At 32.0% G+C, this 18,438-nt stretch carries 23 protein-coding genes; 1 reads left to right on the top strand and 22 read right to left on the bottom strand.

Annotated elements, in window-relative coordinates; translation table 11 throughout:
- Positions 1-56: 56 nt before the first annotated feature.
- The 20 genes from LZQ00_RS03100 to LZQ00_RS03005 form a co-directional block, all read right to left on the bottom strand.
- Positions 57-716: a vancomycin high temperature exclusion protein gene (locus LZQ00_RS03100; protein WP_234511844.1), complete on the bottom strand. Its 660-nt coding sequence runs from the start codon at positions 714-716 to the stop codon at positions 57-59.
- Between the two features lie 171 nt (positions 717-887).
- Positions 888-1,475: a DKNYY domain-containing protein gene (locus tag LZQ00_RS03095; protein WP_234511842.1), complete on the bottom strand. Its 588-nt coding sequence runs from the start codon at positions 1,473-1,475 to the stop codon at positions 888-890.
- Positions 1,476-1,480: 5 nt separating this feature from the next.
- On the bottom strand, positions 1,481-2,218 hold the full coding sequence (locus LZQ00_RS03090; RefSeq protein ID WP_234511841.1) for a carboxypeptidase-like regulatory domain-containing protein: 738 nt from the start codon (positions 2,216-2,218) through the stop codon (positions 1,481-1,483).
- 196 nt (positions 2,219-2,414) lie between these two features.
- Positions 2,415-2,738, bottom strand: coding sequence for a hypothetical protein (locus LZQ00_RS03085; RefSeq protein WP_234511839.1), 324 nt, complete (start codon positions 2,736-2,738; stop codon positions 2,415-2,417).
- A gap of 141 nt (positions 2,739-2,879) precedes the next feature.
- Entirely contained in the window at positions 2,880-3,380 is a 501-nt protein-coding gene (locus tag LZQ00_RS03080) for a hypothetical protein (RefSeq protein WP_234511838.1), read from the bottom strand.
- Positions 3,381-3,562: 182 nt separating this feature from the next.
- On the bottom strand, positions 3,563-5,086 hold the full coding sequence (locus tag LZQ00_RS03075) for a hypothetical protein (protein ID WP_234511836.1): 1,524 nt from the start codon (positions 5,084-5,086) through the stop codon (positions 3,563-3,565).
- A 155-nt stretch (positions 5,087-5,241) separates the two neighbouring features.
- Positions 5,242-6,012, bottom strand: a complete 771-nt coding sequence (locus LZQ00_RS03070) for an energy transducer TonB (RefSeq protein WP_234511834.1) — start codon at positions 6,010-6,012, stop codon at positions 5,242-5,244.
- 226 nt (positions 6,013-6,238) lie between these two features.
- Positions 6,239-7,033 carry a DUF2071 domain-containing protein gene (locus LZQ00_RS03065; RefSeq protein WP_234511832.1) on the bottom strand — a complete coding sequence of 265 codons (795 nt, stop codon included), beginning with the start codon at positions 7,031-7,033 and terminating at the stop codon, positions 6,239-6,241.
- A gap of 262 nt (positions 7,034-7,295) precedes the next feature.
- Positions 7,296-7,940: a hypothetical protein gene (locus LZQ00_RS03060; protein ID WP_234511830.1), complete on the bottom strand. Its 645-nt coding sequence runs from the start codon at positions 7,938-7,940 to the stop codon at positions 7,296-7,298.
- Positions 7,940-8,491, bottom strand: a complete 552-nt coding sequence (locus tag LZQ00_RS03055; protein WP_234511829.1) for a hypothetical protein — start codon at positions 8,489-8,491, stop codon at positions 7,940-7,942. Before LZQ00_RS03055 ends, LZQ00_RS03060 begins: the two co-directional genes overlap by 1 nt.
- Positions 8,492-8,590: 99 nt before the next feature.
- Positions 8,591-9,022, bottom strand: coding sequence for a hypothetical protein (locus LZQ00_RS03050; RefSeq protein WP_234511827.1), 432 nt, complete (start codon positions 9,020-9,022; stop codon positions 8,591-8,593).
- Between the two features lie 33 nt (positions 9,023-9,055).
- Positions 9,056-9,658, bottom strand: coding sequence for a hypothetical protein (locus LZQ00_RS03045; protein WP_234511825.1), 603 nt, complete (start codon positions 9,656-9,658; stop codon positions 9,056-9,058).
- A 40-nt stretch (positions 9,659-9,698) separates the two neighbouring features.
- Entirely contained in the window at positions 9,699-10,475 is a 777-nt protein-coding gene (locus LZQ00_RS03040) for a hypothetical protein (protein WP_234511823.1), read from the bottom strand.
- Positions 10,476-10,802: 327 nt separating this feature from the next.
- Complete coding sequence (locus LZQ00_RS03035; protein ID WP_234511821.1) at positions 10,803-10,940, bottom strand: hypothetical protein; 138 nt, start codon at positions 10,938-10,940, stop codon at positions 10,803-10,805.
- 307 nt (positions 10,941-11,247) lie between these two features.
- On the bottom strand, positions 11,248-11,469 hold the full coding sequence (locus LZQ00_RS03030; protein WP_234511819.1) for a hypothetical protein: 222 nt from the start codon (positions 11,467-11,469) through the stop codon (positions 11,248-11,250).
- Between the two features lie 24 nt (positions 11,470-11,493).
- The gene (locus LZQ00_RS03025; protein ID WP_234511817.1) at positions 11,494-12,003 is read right to left on the bottom strand and encodes an SMI1/KNR4 family protein; all 510 of its coding nucleotides are present in this window, start codon (positions 12,001-12,003) and stop codon (positions 11,494-11,496) included.
- Positions 12,004-12,169: 166 nt separating this feature from the next.
- The gene (locus tag LZQ00_RS03020; protein WP_234511815.1) at positions 12,170-12,745 is read right to left on the bottom strand and encodes a hypothetical protein; all 576 of its coding nucleotides are present in this window, start codon (positions 12,743-12,745) and stop codon (positions 12,170-12,172) included.
- An 86-nt stretch (positions 12,746-12,831) separates the two neighbouring features.
- Entirely contained in the window at positions 12,832-13,494 is a 663-nt protein-coding gene (locus tag LZQ00_RS03015; protein ID WP_234511813.1) for a hypothetical protein, read from the bottom strand.
- A gap of 69 nt (positions 13,495-13,563) precedes the next feature.
- The gene (locus LZQ00_RS03010; protein ID WP_234511812.1) at positions 13,564-14,118 is read right to left on the bottom strand and encodes a hypothetical protein; all 555 of its coding nucleotides are present in this window, start codon (positions 14,116-14,118) and stop codon (positions 13,564-13,566) included.
- A 64-nt stretch (positions 14,119-14,182) separates the two neighbouring features.
- A complete protein-coding gene (locus tag LZQ00_RS03005) occupies positions 14,183-15,175 on the bottom strand; it encodes a hypothetical protein (protein WP_234511810.1) in 993 nt (330 codons plus the stop codon).
- A 603-nt stretch (positions 15,176-15,778) separates the two neighbouring features.
- Here LZQ00_RS03005 and LZQ00_RS03000 point away from each other — a divergent pair.
- Entirely contained in the window at positions 15,779-16,285 is a 507-nt protein-coding gene (locus tag LZQ00_RS03000; protein ID WP_234511809.1) for a hypothetical protein, read from the top strand.
- A gap of 99 nt (positions 16,286-16,384) precedes the next feature.
- On the opposite strand, the gene LZQ00_RS02995 is transcribed toward LZQ00_RS03000, so the two are convergent.
- Positions 16,385-17,248, bottom strand: a complete 864-nt coding sequence (locus tag LZQ00_RS02995) for a hypothetical protein (protein ID WP_234511807.1) — start codon at positions 17,246-17,248, stop codon at positions 16,385-16,387.
- Positions 17,249-17,308: 60 nt separating this feature from the next.
- A complete protein-coding gene (locus LZQ00_RS02990; protein WP_234511805.1) occupies positions 17,309-18,097 on the bottom strand; it encodes a hypothetical protein in 789 nt (262 codons plus the stop codon).
- Positions 18,098-18,438: the final 341 nt, after the last annotated feature.

Raw genomic sequence — 18,438 nt, 5'->3', positions numbered from 1 at the left:
TCATTTACAATTCGTATTACTTTGTTTACAATTCGTGCGAGTTGGTCTATCCCTTTTTATTCTTTGGTATAATTTGATGGGCCGTTTATGTTGACCTCTTCCTCTAAGAATCGGGGTTTTCTATCCCTCATCACATCTAAAACAGCTTTAAAAACGGAAAGATATTCCCTTAGTGCATAATATTTATAACCTTTATAATCTCCATTATTCGCCGAAAGTCCATAAGATTTTACACCTAACTTATCGCCCAAATAAATACACCTATTCAGATGATATTTTTGTGTAACTAAAATTGCAGTATCAACATTAAAGATATGTTTGGCTCTGTACATCGTCGAATAGCTATCAAAACCTGCGTAATCCATATAAATTTTATTGGAATCAATTCCGTGTTCATAACAATAGAGCTTCATGACGGTTAATTCATCATGTGCATCATTTCCATTATCTCCTGATAATAGAATTTTATCAACTTTACGCTGTTTATAAAGCGAAATGCCTGCATCTAATCTGTCTTTAAGATACTTGCTTGGTTTGTCATTATTAATCCCCGCTCCAAAGATAATGGCGACATTTGTTTTAGGGATATCTTCAACTATGGAAAAAATAGCATCTTCGGTTTTAGACTTCACGTAAAAGTTAATCCCTAATACCAGCATAATTCCTATCAAAGAAATATACATGAAGGGGTTTTTATACTTTTTTATTTTTTTCATTTATTGAAATAGAACATGTTCCTGTAGTTGTACTCGTATAAGATAGTGGTATACCATGTTTATTGAGGTTCTCGTTTTTTGGTTTCAAGATCATTATTCTTGAAATGCTGTATAGTTTTTATACTAAAGAAGTTAAGGACTATTTCTTTTTCAATCATTCAATAATACAACTTAACGCATTTCATCTAACTTTTGGATTGCTGCTTTTATTTCTTTGTCATTTAAGTCTTGATCTTCAATTTTTGATCCCCAGCTATAATAACCATTTTTATCTTTAGCGAAACACCCTGGTCCTGTAATTGTTTTAAATGTTTTATAATCGAGATTAGATTTTCCATCATCTCGCATCTTGTAAATGTTATTTTTATCCTTCGCATAACAATCTCCCAGAATTTCGAAAGTAGCATAGTCAGCATCAAAAATGTAAAAACTTCCTCCGTCAGACATTCCATAATAGTGGTAGATGTTATTCTTATCTTTATAAAATGTATTTCCAAGATTTTTAAAGGTCAACGTGTCTATAATACCCTTTAATGGTAGATTTTCATTAAAATCAAATTTCGTCAGGTAAAAATCTTCATATTTTATATCCTCATCCATAGCAATTACCCTGCTCGTCTTAAATCCTATATCTCCTTTGGTATTCATCCAAAGTCCACATTTCAATTCTCTCCAATTTTTATTTTCACAGCTGATGAAAATAATTATCGTTATTAAAATGGATAGTAGAACAGCAACGGTTAATTTATTACTGCCCATTTAGCCTAGTAATATCTTTTCTTCCAAAACATCCACCATTTTCTCTTTACTTGTATAGATATTTCGCCAACTATTGGATTTGTCTTGTTAATAATGAGATTGGTAATGGGTAAATCTTTTTTATAAACGATCGTTTCTGTATCCCTTTCCCAGCCCGTATGTTTTACAACTAAAATGATCGTATCTGCAACAAAATCGTTGGGGATTTGAAGTTTAAAATTTCCTAAGGTATCTGTTTGTGCACTAATTTTTGTGTTTTTAATAAAAACGGAAGAAAGTGTTACTACTCTATTTGTTCCCTCTTCGATGACTTTTCCTGAAATGTACTTTTGCAAGCTATCTGTTTCTAAAGTTTTGTTGGCTGTTGGTATATAGTTGTCTGATTGCTTATCATTAGGTTCAGTTACAAATTCATGTGGGGTCAACTGTTTATCTGTAGCAAATGAACTTTCCGTTGCACTCAAAATTAAAAGAGCAGTTAATATTTTGCTGAATTGAAAATTATTACTTTTCTGTTTAATCGTTAACAACCGATTCAGTTGTTCTGTTGTTAATCTGCCACAAATCACTCCAGAAGTACGGTCAAGATACTTGATTACTTCAACGTCTGTTAACGTTGCGAAATCAACAACATTTTTTGAACAGTGAGAACAATATTTTCCGCTTTCCGTTTTTGACATGGAATCCCATTGCACAATCTGGCAAGGGTTTTCAATATTTAAGATGTAATGCTGTTTTCTCATGTTCTTATATTAGTAAAAATACGGATAGTATACTTTTCTTAATCATCGAATTATCATCCGTCAGATTTCAATTGATTCCTATTTGATTTAAACTTATTTTAGTACAAGGTATATCTGTTAATACTAAAAAAATAAATCAGGAACAACAAAAAAGCCAATCGATCCGCTCTTTGACAGAAGAGATATAGTGTAAATTTTATTTTTTCTCCAATAACATTTTAGTTTCCTCTATAAACAAGTCTATCTTTTGAGTTTTGAAAAAACGTTTTAAGACAAATCTTTTATATTGAATTTCTATTGCCACATCAACACCAACAAATATTCCATATAGTGATTGTCGTATGGTTAGGAAGTTAAAATCATGATTGCCATATTTAGCAGTTTGTTTCCATAACATAAACATTCTTTTTGTTGTTATCGTTTCTTTATCACAATTAATTTCTACAAGAGAAAAGGAATAAGCCAGAAAAAAAATGCTAACAGATAACATTAAAAACAGCATGCTATTTTTATCTTTCATATTATAGGCATTAAATTCATACGTTAATATTCTGATAAAGAAGAATAGAAATAGTATAGCAGGAATTAAATAGGTATAATGTATCTTAAAAAGCCTATAAATATTGTTTTTACTTTTATAAAACTGTAGGTTCATATTGTTTTATTTCTTAATCAAATGATTTATTGACGGAATGATGCGTTCTTCAAATTCTTGTATTGCTTTATGTTCTGTTGGAAAAAAATTGCACAAAATAATACCACTGTCATATTTACTTTTCTGTCTTATAACCTCATATTTTATTGAGGAATGTACAGTATTTGTATAGACATCTATTCTTCTTATTTCTATAATTTCAGCAAATTCACAAACTTTTTTTGTACCAAATACAGTATGTTTATACAAAACTTTTTCATTTCCATCAAAAAATAAATAATTGAATGAAATGACAATCATGATAGCTAAAACTAAAACAAAAAATATCGGCAAGTGGAATGTCAACGTGGGTCTAGAGAACAGTAAATCCATCGTTATAAAAGAGTTGTAATGGAATATTACAACTCCAGCAATTATTACACTTAAAGCAAGTATGATACTACTTCTTTTCATGTTGTTCTTATTTTTAATAAAAATTTGATTTTCTGCGATTATATACTCTTTCATTTTAATGTGTTTTTTTATTCTCTTTTATGATACAAACTGAATTTGATTGTCAGGTTAAATCTTTATGTTATATTAAAGTTATCTATACAATCTACAGCATACCGTTTTTTGTTTGTCAGTTCGTGAAGGTTGACTGCAAGAAGTAAGACTATAGCAAAAATGCAATTCATAGCTTATTTTTATCATTTGTTTACGAGTCTTGCCAATTTTTGTATATCATCGAAATGATCAATGGTAATTTCATCTGGCTTAAAGTCTTTTAAAATTTTTAAATTTTTTTGTTTACTATGATATGCATAAATGGCTTTGTCATCTTTGAAGAAATAATCGTACTCTACAACAACAGGATGTTGTCCCCTACCACCATCACAAGGCACAATCACGTCAGCTAAAGCGCCTATAAAAACCATTTTCTCACGATTTCCTGGATTTTCTATCAGTTGATTCTCTATTAGTAATTTATCATCAAAAGCATAAGCTTTTACCAAGGACTTGACTACGGACTTATGGCTGATGCTATCTGTACTTTCTTCTCGGATAATAACGTTAGAACTTACTTGTAAAGCAGCTGTATAGGCCCCGTAGGATGCAATTACAGGAAATTTCTGCGTAAAATTAGGAACAGGTAATGTTTCATTAGGCAATAAGCGATTGTTTTCTATACGGTAATATTGGTATTTATCTACAAATGAGCCCTCGTTTAATACAGCCAAACCCGTTTTGTCTCTTACCAGACTTAAATCCAGATCTTCTACCTCATATGCGGCGCCCCATCCGTTAGCATAATATTTGCCATTGTGTACAATAATCACACTATCTGTGTTTAAAAATTCACCTTCAATAGGAAAAAAATTGGGATCAGTACCATCACTTAAACTAATTCCATCTTTAAAATAAATCCATAAAGTATTACTTCCATCACTCCAGACAGGTTCATGAAAACTATTCAAGCTGATATGCATCTTATTAAATCCTATCTTTTTTTCTGAAACAAACTGGTTAGTAACATCCGTTAGATTTAAATCATAATTAATGAGATAAAAATGTCGGTCATCACGCAAAAAATGATTATCAACTTCATCCGCAGCTGCAGTAAAAACTGTTGTTCGTGGATTCAGGTTTGTGATAGGATTATAGGTATAGGTGTTATGCTTATACTCGATGTTGATGTTTACTGCTGCTACTTGTTTTTTACTTTTAATGAGGTAATTGGCTCCGTTATCTCGATTAAAACTGTACAAAATTTCAAAATCTGCTGGAAGTTTATCTAACAGAACTTCTTCAAAACCTCGTTTTGCATCATTATTGGGTACAATATAGCGCCATTTACCACCAGAACGTATTAAACGGTTATTTTTTACCTGAACAAGAGCACTCACAGCATATAATTTTTTAAGAGTTACGGGCTGTTGATAAGGTATTTCTTTTGACAGCAAATAATAAAACTGATCGTTTTTAACCAGCATACTTTGGTCATCTTCATAAACCACTGTTAAAGACTCATGTACATTTGTAATGAGATACCGTTCCTGTGATACATAAGTAATATTATCGGGATCTTTTACAGTAAGTTGAAGATAATTTTTACCTGCTAATCGTACAAGGTTATAGTGTCTTATAATGTGGTAATGATAACATTCACTGGCCTGCAATTGGACATTGGTCAGTAATAGTATGAATGAAAACAAAAAGATTAGTTTTTTCATTTTTACGTTTAATTTTTAAAGTATTTTTTTGCTAATACGATCGTGTTCAAAGAAATATGGAGAAGTGTCTTCCACATCATTAGCACCTAGCACCCGCAGGGTTTTTATAGCTGTTTTCTGAATACCTATTGCTTTGAAAGTTCTTTTACATATAGCTATTCACTACTAAAACTTATCGGGAATCTAAAAATTGTGCGAACGGGTTTCCCTTCTAATTGACCTGGTTTCCATTTGGGCATTTTCTTTAAAACCCGCATAACCTCTTCATCACAACCATAGCCTAATTTTCTTTCTAGTAGTATATTGGTTACAGAACCATCAACTTCTACGAAAAACTTGACTACTATTGTACCTGATACATTATTTTCTTGCGCTTCTTTAGGATATTTAATGTTATTCGCGATATAAGTTCTAAATGCGTTTAAACCTCCAGGATATTCTGCGTCTACATCTATCGTTTGCGTAAAAACCTGATTTGAAGCTGCTATAGATGGGGCATCCATTATTTCTGGATCTGCAGCTTCCATTAGTTGTACAGATTTAGGCGGAGCAACAGTTGGGTAACTTGTCTTAAGCGTTAATAATCCTTTACTATTTTGTGTATATAGCCTTTGTACAACAGGCTTATTTTTGGCTATTTGAAAAAATGCGATACTATTTTCATCCGTATTGTAGTAACCCGATTTTAACGTATCACGACTATTTTTTTTAACAACATACTTAATCTCTCGAGCAATGGGTTTTGGATTTCCAGCTCTATACAGTTTATAGTAAGCGGTATCATTGACCGATTTAGAAGAATTATGTGTTTCGAAAATGGAATAATTAATTTTTCCCAACCAAAAATTATGGTCTAGTCTCTGAACCTGAGCAAACGAGGTTAACGAGATAAAAATCAACAGTACGGATAATTTAAATTTTATCATATTTTATTAGATTATTTCAAATAAACAGGATTCACTTCATCTTATAGCATGCATTTACAATTCGTAAGCATTAGTTTATGATTCGTAAATCCAAGATAGAAAATTCTTATCGTTTGTTTTTAAATTCTATCTTCTTTTCGAACACGTTCCTTCTAAATCATGTAAGAATTCGCAAGGGTTAGTTTATTATTTCTTATTAAAAACAATTAAAAATTTATATTTCGTTTTATTCTACCATTACTGCTAACTTTTGAGGTGGTAGTTCAATAACAAAATCTATTTCTTTCGTTAATAATACAGAATAGGGATGCTTCATTTGTTCAATAGTCAACAGTTCAAGTTTTTCAAATTTTTCGAAGTAAGCATTTTTACATTGACCAGTACTTATCTCCATAAGGGGATGCCATATTTTATAAGATCCTATATAATTGTCAGATCTTTTGAAATAGCCTGTTACTGGATGTGTCAATACGAGTCTTGCTTCTTCCGCACTACTGAAATCTTCTGTTATAAAACGAGGTACAGAATCTTCGATAATATCGATATTTGCATTGGCATTCTGAGCTGTTATTTCAATCTGATAGGAAGTGTATTTGTCAGTATATTCAAAATTTGTTTCGTATGTGGATAGAAACCAAGGCATTTTCCATACTTTCTGGGGTATAAATACAAAACGTGAACCCAACCCGGTTCCAAAGAACCATACACAGTTTTCTCCAGTTGTCTTGTTGATAATATAGGCGCGGTAGTTGGTTTGGGGAAACTCCAATTTCCAAAATGGTAATATGTTTTTAAAATGAAAATCTTTGTCGATAAAAGTTACTGCACTGACCATCCCCCAATGTTTTCCTTCAATCGTTATTGTATATATGTCAAAACATAGCGGAATGACTCTTCTTAGTTTTTCTATGGGAACGAGATAAGTGACGATACTGAAATGCCTGAGTTGTGTGGCTACCGTAAAGGTACTTTCTCTCGATATATTTTTTACGCAATTATGGATTTCTGTAGTTTTTTCCATTTACAATCATTGAGGACTGGGTTTATTCTTCGTATTCTTTGAATCATTGAGAAGTATGCTATTGATCATTTCTTTTTAATCAGGAATATTATAATGGATATTATAGTTGTAACCACTGCTATTGCCTGCAGCGTCATCCCTGCATACAAGTAGCCATAAGGAGGATCTAAACCATATAGGCTCTGTAGCCATTTGCCAGTGACAAAAGCTAGGGCAGCTATTATAAGCATGATGATGAGTACCTTTATTTTCATATGTTCTATTACTGGTTCAACTCAAACTCTAGATACAGCATGATCTTTCCATCGAGGGATTTAAGTTTTATTTCTTTATTTTTTCGATTGGTAAACCCTGCGCCTAGATCAAGGCTTTGTCTCAATAAAAATGGTTTGAAAAGCGCAATCACCTTGTCTTTGTACAAGAGTTGTAGTTGTAAAGAATCATCAATAATATCCTTAGGAAAAAACATGTTGGGGCCATATGACATATCGCTTAAACTTGCAGGTGCCTGAGTAATGAATGGATTAAAGCTGTTATTAATTTTGGCATAAACTACAGAATCTGCCAAATTGTATATTTGCAGTTGATAGTTGTTTTGTGCTTGTGACAGGTCGAGATCTGCTGCTCCATTAGGCGATAACATGTCGTTTTTTTCGCGAGCACTGTACCATTCCTTTAAAGAAAGTTTTTCTAATGAATCCTTCACAGCTGGATTATAAAAATCATTTTTATACAGCTGTATATTTTTTATTTTGGGTTGTAGATTTGCACCACTCTTATATTCCCGCCATTCGTCCCATACTGTAGGCCATATCTGCGTGAGTATAAATGTAAAGGCAACAAGTACAAAGAGGCCTATACCAGAAAATAGAAAACCGTTCAATAGTCTTTTGGTGAGCTTGTTCATCAGTTCGTGTATTGACGGTTGAGTACGGCGTAGATCATCATTTTACCATCAGTAGATACTTGTCTGACTTCAACCTGATCTGGATAACCCTTTTCTTTTAAGGTAGAAAAATGATCAGAAAAATGAAATTCGGGAAAACGACTGAACTCTTCTGCACTGTCTTTGGTATAAATCAAATAGAAAGTTTCGTTCGATTTATCTTGAGGAATGGCGGGTATTTCGTCGCTCCCAAAACTTACTGATAAAGGTGGTTGTGGTATGCCATTGGATACTTCAGAACTGGCATACGTGATGCTATCGCCTTTAGCTATCAATGAAAATCCGTATTGGTGCGATACATCCAGATCATCTTTTCTGTAATGCTTGTTGGCATAGAGCTTTACTTCTGAAATATGATACTGTACAACTTGTATACCTTGTTCCGATTCTTCTTTTCTAAAAGCAGGAATAATTTCTTTGGTCAGCATCATATAATAGAAACCACAGAAAAACAGGATAGCCAGCAGGAGAAAAACCTGAATGAGGCGAAGAGTAAGTTTATTGATTTGCATAGTAAACAGTATGTTCGCTATCAAAATTAAAAATGGTTTTAGAATTAACACAAGACCATTTACAATTCGTGGTGATCATTTACTATTCGCAAATTGTCTTTAATTAAAATTGATCTGTTCACGTTTATTTATACTATCTATTTGCTTAACAAGCTGTATTCCGTTCGTGCTATCCAGCACATGCAATTCTTCATCAAATTGCTTTTTCCAATCTTTACCATGTACCTTTTCCATTTCTTGAAAGTAGCGCTGGTTCTGATTGGCATACTTTGCTTTTAGCCGTTCTTCTTCTTCACCAATTTCGCAACCTGCCTCAATTCGTTGATAACGGAGCTTGTATTTTTTCACGAGTGTGTCAATACCATCATAAGCACCTTGTGGGGGTAATTCGCCTAAACGGTAATCTATCCACAGCAAACTTGTATCTATAGGAGAGGTAGTTATTGTTTGAGGTTTTTGATTACCTAACTTATTGGTGCAGGCAATAAACAAACTCATCATGAAACAAGAGATTAGGAGTATATTTTTCATTTTAGTATCGTATTTAACCGTTAAATTAATGGTTTATTTTTCTGTGTTTTTCTTCTCAAATTCCTTTATTTTTTTCATTGTCTCTTGTGCTCCGAAAAATAGAAGTAAAAAAGCACCTATCCCTAAGAATGGAAATGGAGCTTTTAATAAATTCTGTAGCAAGTTTTGCGCTACAACAACTTTTGTATGTCCATTTTCTTCCTTACTTATTTTAGGAAAAAACATCCCTCCTTTTAATGTATAATGTTTTTGATTACTTAAATTATTTGTCGCAATCTTAATTTCCTTATTGGTTATTGCAACACCGTTCAAATTATAATACAGTGTTTCAGCGCTTCTTGATGGTTCGATTATTATTGTTCCATTTTCACCTAAAAATAGTTGGAAAGAACCTCCGTATGTCTTAGGTTGCCAGCCGGTAACAAAACGCCCCTCTTTATCATAGACCTGAATAATTTGATAGAAACCATCGCCAATAATAATATTACCCTTATCATCAACAACAAAACCCTGAACATCAGACATCGGCTGCTCTTTTCCTTCCTTATAAATAATTCCCATTGCCATCCAACTAACAAACTGATAGATGATGAGCAATACTCCAATACCTTTTAGAATTTTAAATATTAATTTCACCTGTCTATTTTATAAAATAATGTTTGTTCCGTTATATAATTTATTCTTTTTCATTCTTTTTATAAAAATAAACTTTATAGGATACTGTATCCCTTGTAACTGCTTTCAGAGCAATAGAATCCTCGTTTTCATTTAGGTATGTGACGGACTTTATATCTCTAGCATCTACATCTGTGCTGTCGGTTATGTTAAAGTTCCCCATGGTATTAGGGAATTCTTGTTCAAAAAGTCCCTTATTTATCACAATACAAGCAACAGGTCTACCCATCACACTATAATTAGTAATTTGAAAGCGATAATCTTTTGTGATTTGTTTTTTATACTGTAATCCTGAACCCGTAGTGGACAATATAATACCGAAAAAGATGATACCCATAGGCAACATACTCAGTATCAATGCCAGTACAAGTATGCCTCCATATATTTTTGCCCAAAGTTGCTTCCAAAAAAGCTGCAAAAGGAAACAGGTACTAAGCAACCAAAGCCAGAACAATACACAATCACTCCAATAACCAACGAAACTTATTTTGTATTTGCTGTATAGCAGTAAATCCATGCCTGCAACGAAGCTCAGCATTAGACAGTATGTAAAATATAGTTTTCTATAACGTTGAAATTTATGTTGTTGCATCTGCTGATATTGCCACCTGACAAACCATATTACCAGTATGATCGTTCCTACCTTCCAAGCTAACATCAGTGGGTAATTAAGTAAATCCAGCAGTTTAGAGCGAATAATACTACCAGAGATTATATTATTGATCCCCCATAATAGTATTATAGAAATATAGCCGATCAATAAGGTTCTTAATTTCATGTAGGAATAGTCATTTCTGAAACAGATAAAAAAGATGTAAAATAAGGATATAAACAATTATTTACAACGTCTGCCATAGTTTAAATCCTTATAATTATTGTATCTAAAATAAGATTCGTCCGTTATAATTATCTAAGCTATTTACAATTCGTAAGAGTTGGTTTATTATTCGTTGTTGATGGTGAACGGGAAATCAGTTATGTTATACTTAGGTATGAATAGAAGTTAAAACAAACCTATTGATCTCTAATTATAAGTCTGTCTATTGCAATAGTACTTTCTGTGTCAACACGATATAATATAATTACTTCTGTTAACATTAGTCTTTTATATATCACAATAAGATTCGCTTAAATTCAAAAGTGTAATGATGTATTTTCCATTGAGTTTGGCAACTCCAAAAGCGATATCTCCTTCTTTTTCTATTAGATATACTTGGGTACTTATTTTTTCTATTTGTTTCACCTGCTTTATTTCGTTATCTGAAAATAGCAGATCATTTTCTTTATTTTGAGGATTTTATATGACTCCTGTGAAAAGTGTAACTTTATCGTTGTCAACAAATAAACCGTATTTAGTCCATTTGAATTCTTCACAATCATATTCTGGTGATTTTTCATAATTAACTTGATAGTTTTTAATATCCATGTTTCCAAATTTGTGGTATGAAATATATGAATTAGAAAAACTTACTTCGTCTATTTTTTCAAAAGTAATACCGTTCCTGGGTTTGGAATTATATAAAAACCGATACTTGGATCTACATACTTATTTAAAGCTTTTTCGTCTCTATTTTAAAAGCATGCACAATTTTCACAATTTCACTTTCTAACTCTACCTTAGGGTTCGTTGATTTATTGCGTAGCGCTATTTTTTTGTCTTTAGCGTAATTTGTAGATTTTTTCTCTTTTTCATTCTTGCATGAAAAAGAAATAAGTATCAGAAGTATTAAAAAGCATTTTTTCATATCATTCTTCACCCTTTCTTGCATCAAATCCTTATTGATTGTTCTATTTTATCAGACGATTTGTTCTAAATACTTTTTGTCCAATGTTTTCGTTGTTAATTTGGTCATAAAGTCTGAAAAGTCATTTGAAACGATTTCTGTTTCTTCAAATTCAGGTTCGCTTCCATAGACTATCTGTCCATAGTTGTCAGCAAGTAAACAAATTGCAAAATAGCAATAGAAGTTCCGACAAGACATTAAAAATGGAATATGTTTGTCCCAAAATGCAGTGATCTTATTTGTCTCTTCTGTTTCCATATCTTCTTCCGTTTCATCTTCGTAGGTATCCAGAATCATGATTTCAAATTCATTCCATCGAAATCCACTATCAGTCGTATCATTAAAATCTCCAATGGTGTTAAACCATGATTTTTCGTCTTGGGTTGCACAATATTTAATATCTGCCAAAAAAGTCAAATAGTCATTTGGTAAGTTGGGGTAACGGTCTAAAATTGTTTGGTTTAATTTCTCTTCTTGTCCTGTCTGAACAATAAAGTCTATAAGTTCTAATTCTTTTAACATAAAAATTGTATTGGTATATAGTAGTCGATGCACTCATCTGACAAAGACTTTCATTTAAATTATTTATTAAATATAATACTTCCACAATTCAAAGTCAAATCATTTACAATTCTTAAAGTGATTTATAATCTGTAAGAAAATTAGTTTAATCGATGCGCACAAATAGCTACTTTTTGATTTCGATACTTTCCAAAATTTGATTGAAGATTTTCATTTCATCTTCGTAGTTTTCAAGATCAGATGGTGCTAAAACGAAATTCCATAAGTCATTTTCTGTAAAAATAACCATTCTTTTAATTTTTCGTGTCACGATTCTCCCAGTATTATTTACATTCTCAACTACGCTGAAAACGGCTTCCGCACCTCGATAACTTTTGAATTTTATCGCTTTTGGAGATTCCGTTATTCTAAAATTTTTCCAATTACAATCAGGTTCTTGTGTATCTTCTTTTATTACTCTCAGACGGTTTTCTAGACTTTCAACGGGTGTAAAATCTTGTATCGTCTGCGAGTTTGGTTGGATAGTAATATCTTGTATGTTATCAATAGAAAATATACTTTCCAATCCATTTTTCAGGTTATCTAGTAGCAATACATCATTGTTTCCGAAATCAGTAATATCAACATAACTTTTGGGTGCTATAGCTGTTAAATATCTATTTTCCACCTTTCTAGGCTTGTTACAACTACTAAATATTGAAAAAATCGAAACCATGAGTATAAAAATTTTAAATGTTTTCATTGTCTGTTATGTCTTTTAATAGTACATTATTCGTAAAATGCTGATTCCTATGATGCAAGATCTTGAATGGAAAAACTAAGCAAGCTTTATTGTCTGTCCCAAATATTGTCATTGCTTTTCGTAGCATACTTGAAGTTATATTTCGTTAAAAGTGAATTTAAAAATCGTCTAAATACAGGCGACATCCCCTTCTCTATATTGATTCCGTTGGCGTCTAATGATTTAATACTTTCGGTCCCTGGTATATATAACATAGATTTAAGTTTGTTACATTCCATACACACCGCCATATAATTTACTGCAATATTGTTTTTGAAAAAAACAATTCCTAAATGAGGTTCCCAACAGATCGAAGAACCATTGTCAAATGATGTTGAAATAGTCAAGAACTTAAAAAGTTTATCTCGTTCTTTTTTTGTTATATAGGACTGTTTTAATCCACCTGTACGATCTAAAAGTTCGATTACCTGTTTAGTCATTATTCTAAAATCTGGTTCTTCAGGTGATGGATCAAATTCGTAGATCATTACGTTATCAAACGAAATATTCTTTATCGTTTTCAATAGATCCTGTCCCAATGTTCTATTTACACTAAAAGCAAGTGTCAAAAGGAAAAGTAAAAATACTTTCTTCATAAAATAGTTAGTTAATAGAATATTGGAGATATTTGGATACATGATCCAAAGTCGTGGCATCGGGTTGTCTATTGCAAATTTATTTTCCATATCATCAATTTCAGTGAATGACATCTATTATTTTGGTTTCAGTTTTTAGATTTTCTTATTTATACAGTCTGCTTTTATAACCTATAAAGATGTTTACTCTTTTGCTTTTATTGTATAATATGTATCAAAACTGCTGTATATTCGTGTTTCTTTGAGTTTACCTTTCTTATAAAACTTGAGTTTTGTTGTTTCTTCTGCTTTCTTATCGATGTATCTTATTTTTTCTAATCGTTTTTCTTGATCAAAAAATTCTGTTTTCACATTTCTTCCGTCCTCCTGATAATGAATAGTTGCTAAATGACCATTATTTTTATACGTATACGTTTTTGAATTATAAAAGTTTCCTTGTTCATATTTCCTACCTTCATACATATATGTAGAAGTATATTTTCCTTCCTTAACAAGCTGATCCTTTTCGTTATGAATAAAATAATAGGTTCCATCTTTAGGATTCTTTAACTCAAAATAGGTATATAGTCGAGGTCTACTACAAGGCTGATAATTTACGGTTTCTCGTTTTTCAAAAACAGTCGTGTCATTTTGGGATACAATTAATGTATCCATATGGGCAGCATTTTGAGCAAAGGCTATTTTAAATTCTAAAAATAATACGACTAAAAATATTTTTTTTATTTTATGAACTTTCATATGCAATTGATAATTTTTTATTACACTGCAATTTTCAGCATGTACTTATGTAATACAATTACTTCTATTTTTTGTAGACCTGTTCAATAACAGATAATACGACTTCCATTGCCTTCTCTGCCCCTATAGTTTTGTAATGATGCTCAAAGTTGTCCTGCATTGCTAGTGTCAAGCCTTTGAAACGTTGCTTATTATGTGTGCCATAAAATATCCAACATTTACCACTTTCTTTATCAAACATGATCACTACATTATTTTTGATACGTTCTTCGAAAGTCCACACCAGATGGGAAGCATAAAATTCTTTTCTTTCTTCATCCCACTCTTGTGTATCGTCAGGATGTAGCTGCTGAAAGGCTACCTCCACTCCATATTGTCTTTGTAGGGCGCTTATTCTGTTGTTTAATATCAAGGCATCCTCTTTGTCAATAATGCTGGTTTCCACATTACCAAATCCCAGTTCAACATAGTATGAGGGATCGACAACACCTGCATCACTCTGCTCCTGTTTTACTACAGCTACGGTATCTTGTTTCTGTTGCTCAGGTTTCACCTCATAAAGCTCTACACCCAACTTTTGACGGAAATGATCGTACACAGATTTTATAGTTTCTGCGGTATTTTTTGAAGCACTGCGCCATACCATGATCAGGTAATTATCCACGATCATATAAGCGACATAATCTTGAGTAGTAAGTCCGGTTAACACAGGTACCATCGCCTGTTTACTTTTAAACTGGAGGACATATACACCAGCATATTTATCATCATGGATACGATCTTGATACACTTCATAATATACGGCGTCTATACCTTCTATTGATGTGCCAGGTTTTAGAAAATATCGAATACCTTTTTCAGTGGTCATCACACCAGGATTTTGATTCATACCGATTTCTTCACTTACCTTTTTGGGAATGTTAAATATTTCCATCCCGTTAAAAAAAGATTCACCACATTGAAAGCTTTGCGGAAATGTTATTTGTTGTGCCTGTACTGGCTTTAGATAGGTCAACACAACAAAGGATATGACAAGTAATTTTTTTACAGTATACATAAGATGTTGATATCTTTTTTTACTTTATTATATCAAAACTACAGATGGCTTTCCTTTTATTTAAAACCATTTACAATTCGCCTAGACTGACTTATTATTCGCAGGTAAAATGCATCTAAAATATTGCTTATGTTTTGAAATTTATATTTTCCCCACGAATAATAAATTATACTATACGAATTGTAAACGGTTAAGAAATTTAAATTGTAAAAATATTAAATTTGAATATAGCGCAATATACATATAGCCATACAACAATTTTTTACTAAACACAATTATGAAACCACACCCATTTTGGGATGAATGAGGAGCCGACTGGACTGGATTTTCTGTTGTAATTTATTTTTCGTTGTCGTTTTTTGAAGATAAGAGACAGAAATATTTTTAGGTGAAGAATATAATGATGGTGAAGAAATCAAAACTTCACCAACTCGTATTCAATTTGACAAATTTGCAGAAACCTATAAAGATTTCATCGAGAATATAGAACCAAGTTTAGCTCATTTACAGCAAAGTACCTGATTTTAAACAAATGCATCTAATTAAGCCGTGAATAGCATTTGATGTAAAAGAATTAGTAAAATAAAAGATTAAAGGATAGAAATGATAATAAAAACCCCGATACCAATAGATTTTCTCGAATTTTTCAAAACAGGAAAATTCGATTGTATTAAATTAGGTCAAACGAAAGAATGGATTTTAAATAATTTTTCCAATCCTGATTCACGATTTGATGAGCGAATAAAGAAAGATGGTTTTGATATTTGGACTTACGGCAACATCGAATTTCATTTCTTTGGAGAGGAGTTATTTTTAATTTTTTCGGATCACTTCCTTCGTACAAAACTCAGAAGTGGTAAAAAATTAAAACTAAACAGATGGATTTTTAAAGATACAAGTAGACTCCAACTTTCATATGTTTTATTAGAATTAAACAAGAACAACATAGATTTTAAGAAGAAGACCGATAATCTGGGAATCAAATTAAGGCTTACAAGCGGTTTGGAACTCACTTTTGAAAACCGGGAAGACATTGAGAACCTTGATCCAAATGATTTCGAGCTATCCTCATTTGCTCTTATAGAAGAAATTCCTCAAAGATGGATATAGGATAATTCAATGATCGTAGTAAAAAAACACATGCTCAACCACTGTAAATTGGTATTTAAAATAGTGCTAGTCAAACTGAAGATACCTGAAGGAAAAACATTAAGGAGCTAGTGATTTGTAATAAATTCTTCTGATTAATTTTTCTTTCATCTCAACAAAACATTCACGTTCTGCTGTCTTAACTTGGGGCGGTCCATTAGATTTTCTTTTTTTCACCATTCTGCTTTTCGGTTTTAGAGGACAATAGTTTTGTTTAATGCGTTCCGTCCAGTTGCCAAACTGGTCGTATTTATAGCTATATTCATTTTCTTCCTCTACTTCAAAATACTCGTCTTTCCTAACAGACTCCCATTTTTTTATTTTTTCATAAACCAAATCATCTTTGTCATTATACCTGTAATTATAGGTTGATGGACGATCCGTGTTACTGTGAGACTTTATTACCTTTTCATTTACATTTGGATAACTTATCGTACTCCTTTCATAAAGCTTTCCATTTTCGTACATCGCTAGCCCAACTCTTTGCTTTTTTTCATTGTATTGGTAATAGAAATCCAGTCGACTACTGTCACAAAGATTGTTGATTTGCTTACTGGTCAATATATCTAAGCTATCCATATACTCATATATCACCAGACAAGTATCGTTTTTATATTCATCAATCTTCAACTCTTTTATTTCACGGTTTTTCTTGTCGTAAACAGATTGCCTTGTGTAGTACAAAGTGCCTACTGTGCTATAATAGTTCGTTTTGACAAGGTTACCTTTTTCATAGTACTCCACATAAGAGTTTTCCAGACTGTCAACAATGCCTTTGTTATAACCCGCTGGAATAGGACCTATCACGGAAATATTCCGTTCAGACATATAATCATTGACTACAATATGATCAATTTCAGGTTTTGACTGACCATAAGCCCAGTCAAATAGCAAGAGGAAAAGTAGTAAAAGTATCGGTTTCATTTTCTGTTTTTAAGTTTATTTTACAAATGATAGCAAAAACTTAATAAATCATTACAATCACTAATTGATGATTGCTACAAAATAGTTGAATAATTTAACCTCATGACCAGCGGCATCTATTGTTGATTTATACGCTTTCACATAGAATGTTTGATCGTCTTTCCATCTGATCTCTTCAATGGATAGCTTATTTTGAACCATACAACTGGCATATTCTTTAAAGAAATGATGATATCTGTCGGTTTCATTCACTTTTAAAACGGCAATACTTAAGGTTTCGGATTCATACTCTGGGTTTTGATAATAGACCATAAACTTATTGTTTGGAGATAGTTTTGGCAAAGAAACGCTCCAATCTCCTAAGGAAATAATTCGATACTGGTAATTGGTTATGCTATCTATTAATATCAATTCCGCAAAACCTAATCCCTCTGAAACGGAGTTACTTTGAATAGCAAATAGTTTTAATCTGTTATTGAACCCTAAATATTCATTTCCATTCAGTCTCTCTGGGGCTGTATTTTCATTATATTCTTTATACTTCAGTTTTGAAGATGAGGTTTGAATATAAAAGAATTCATCTACTTTTTCAACATTGGATTGTTCAAAATCCTTAGTTGCTTTTAGCTTATAATACTCGGATTGATCGACTGAATCTATTTTGAATTTAGGAAGCTTCTCGTAAGTATCGAAATAACCGATTTCAAGTGTTTGTTTTTCATTTTTATCCACTTTCTCTGAACGAACTTCTGGAGTAACGACTTTAGTTTCTTTTATATTTTTTGATTCTTTAAAACGACAAGAAATCAAAATTAAACATGCAATCAACATGGACAAACCTTTTTTCATTATTTAAACCTTTAGCTTAATTTAGGATACGGATTCCGCTATCAATATTAACATTTTACATATACATTCCTCAGTAGCATTTACAATTCGTTGAAGATCATTTATTATTCGCAAATTTTTAGAAATCTGTGAGGATACAAATCAAGAGGACTTTGTAATTATTAATGAACAAAGGACCATGGGGCTTACCAATCCGAAGTTGATGCTTAACCAACTATTGAAAACAAATGATAAGTTGAACAGCTATAAAAGACAGGTATTTATACGAATTGTAAATCAGTCATAGCAAATTGTAAATGATTTACAATTTATATTTTAGATATTGGTTTATTTATTCTATG

Origin of the sequence: Sphingobacterium sp. SRCM116780, from assembly GCF_021442025.1 — a bacterium.
Taxonomy (GTDB): domain Bacteria; phylum Bacteroidota; class Bacteroidia; order Sphingobacteriales; family Sphingobacteriaceae; genus Sphingobacterium.
Note: the sequence above shows the minus strand (reverse complement) of the source record. Positions and strands in the feature narration are given on the sequence as shown.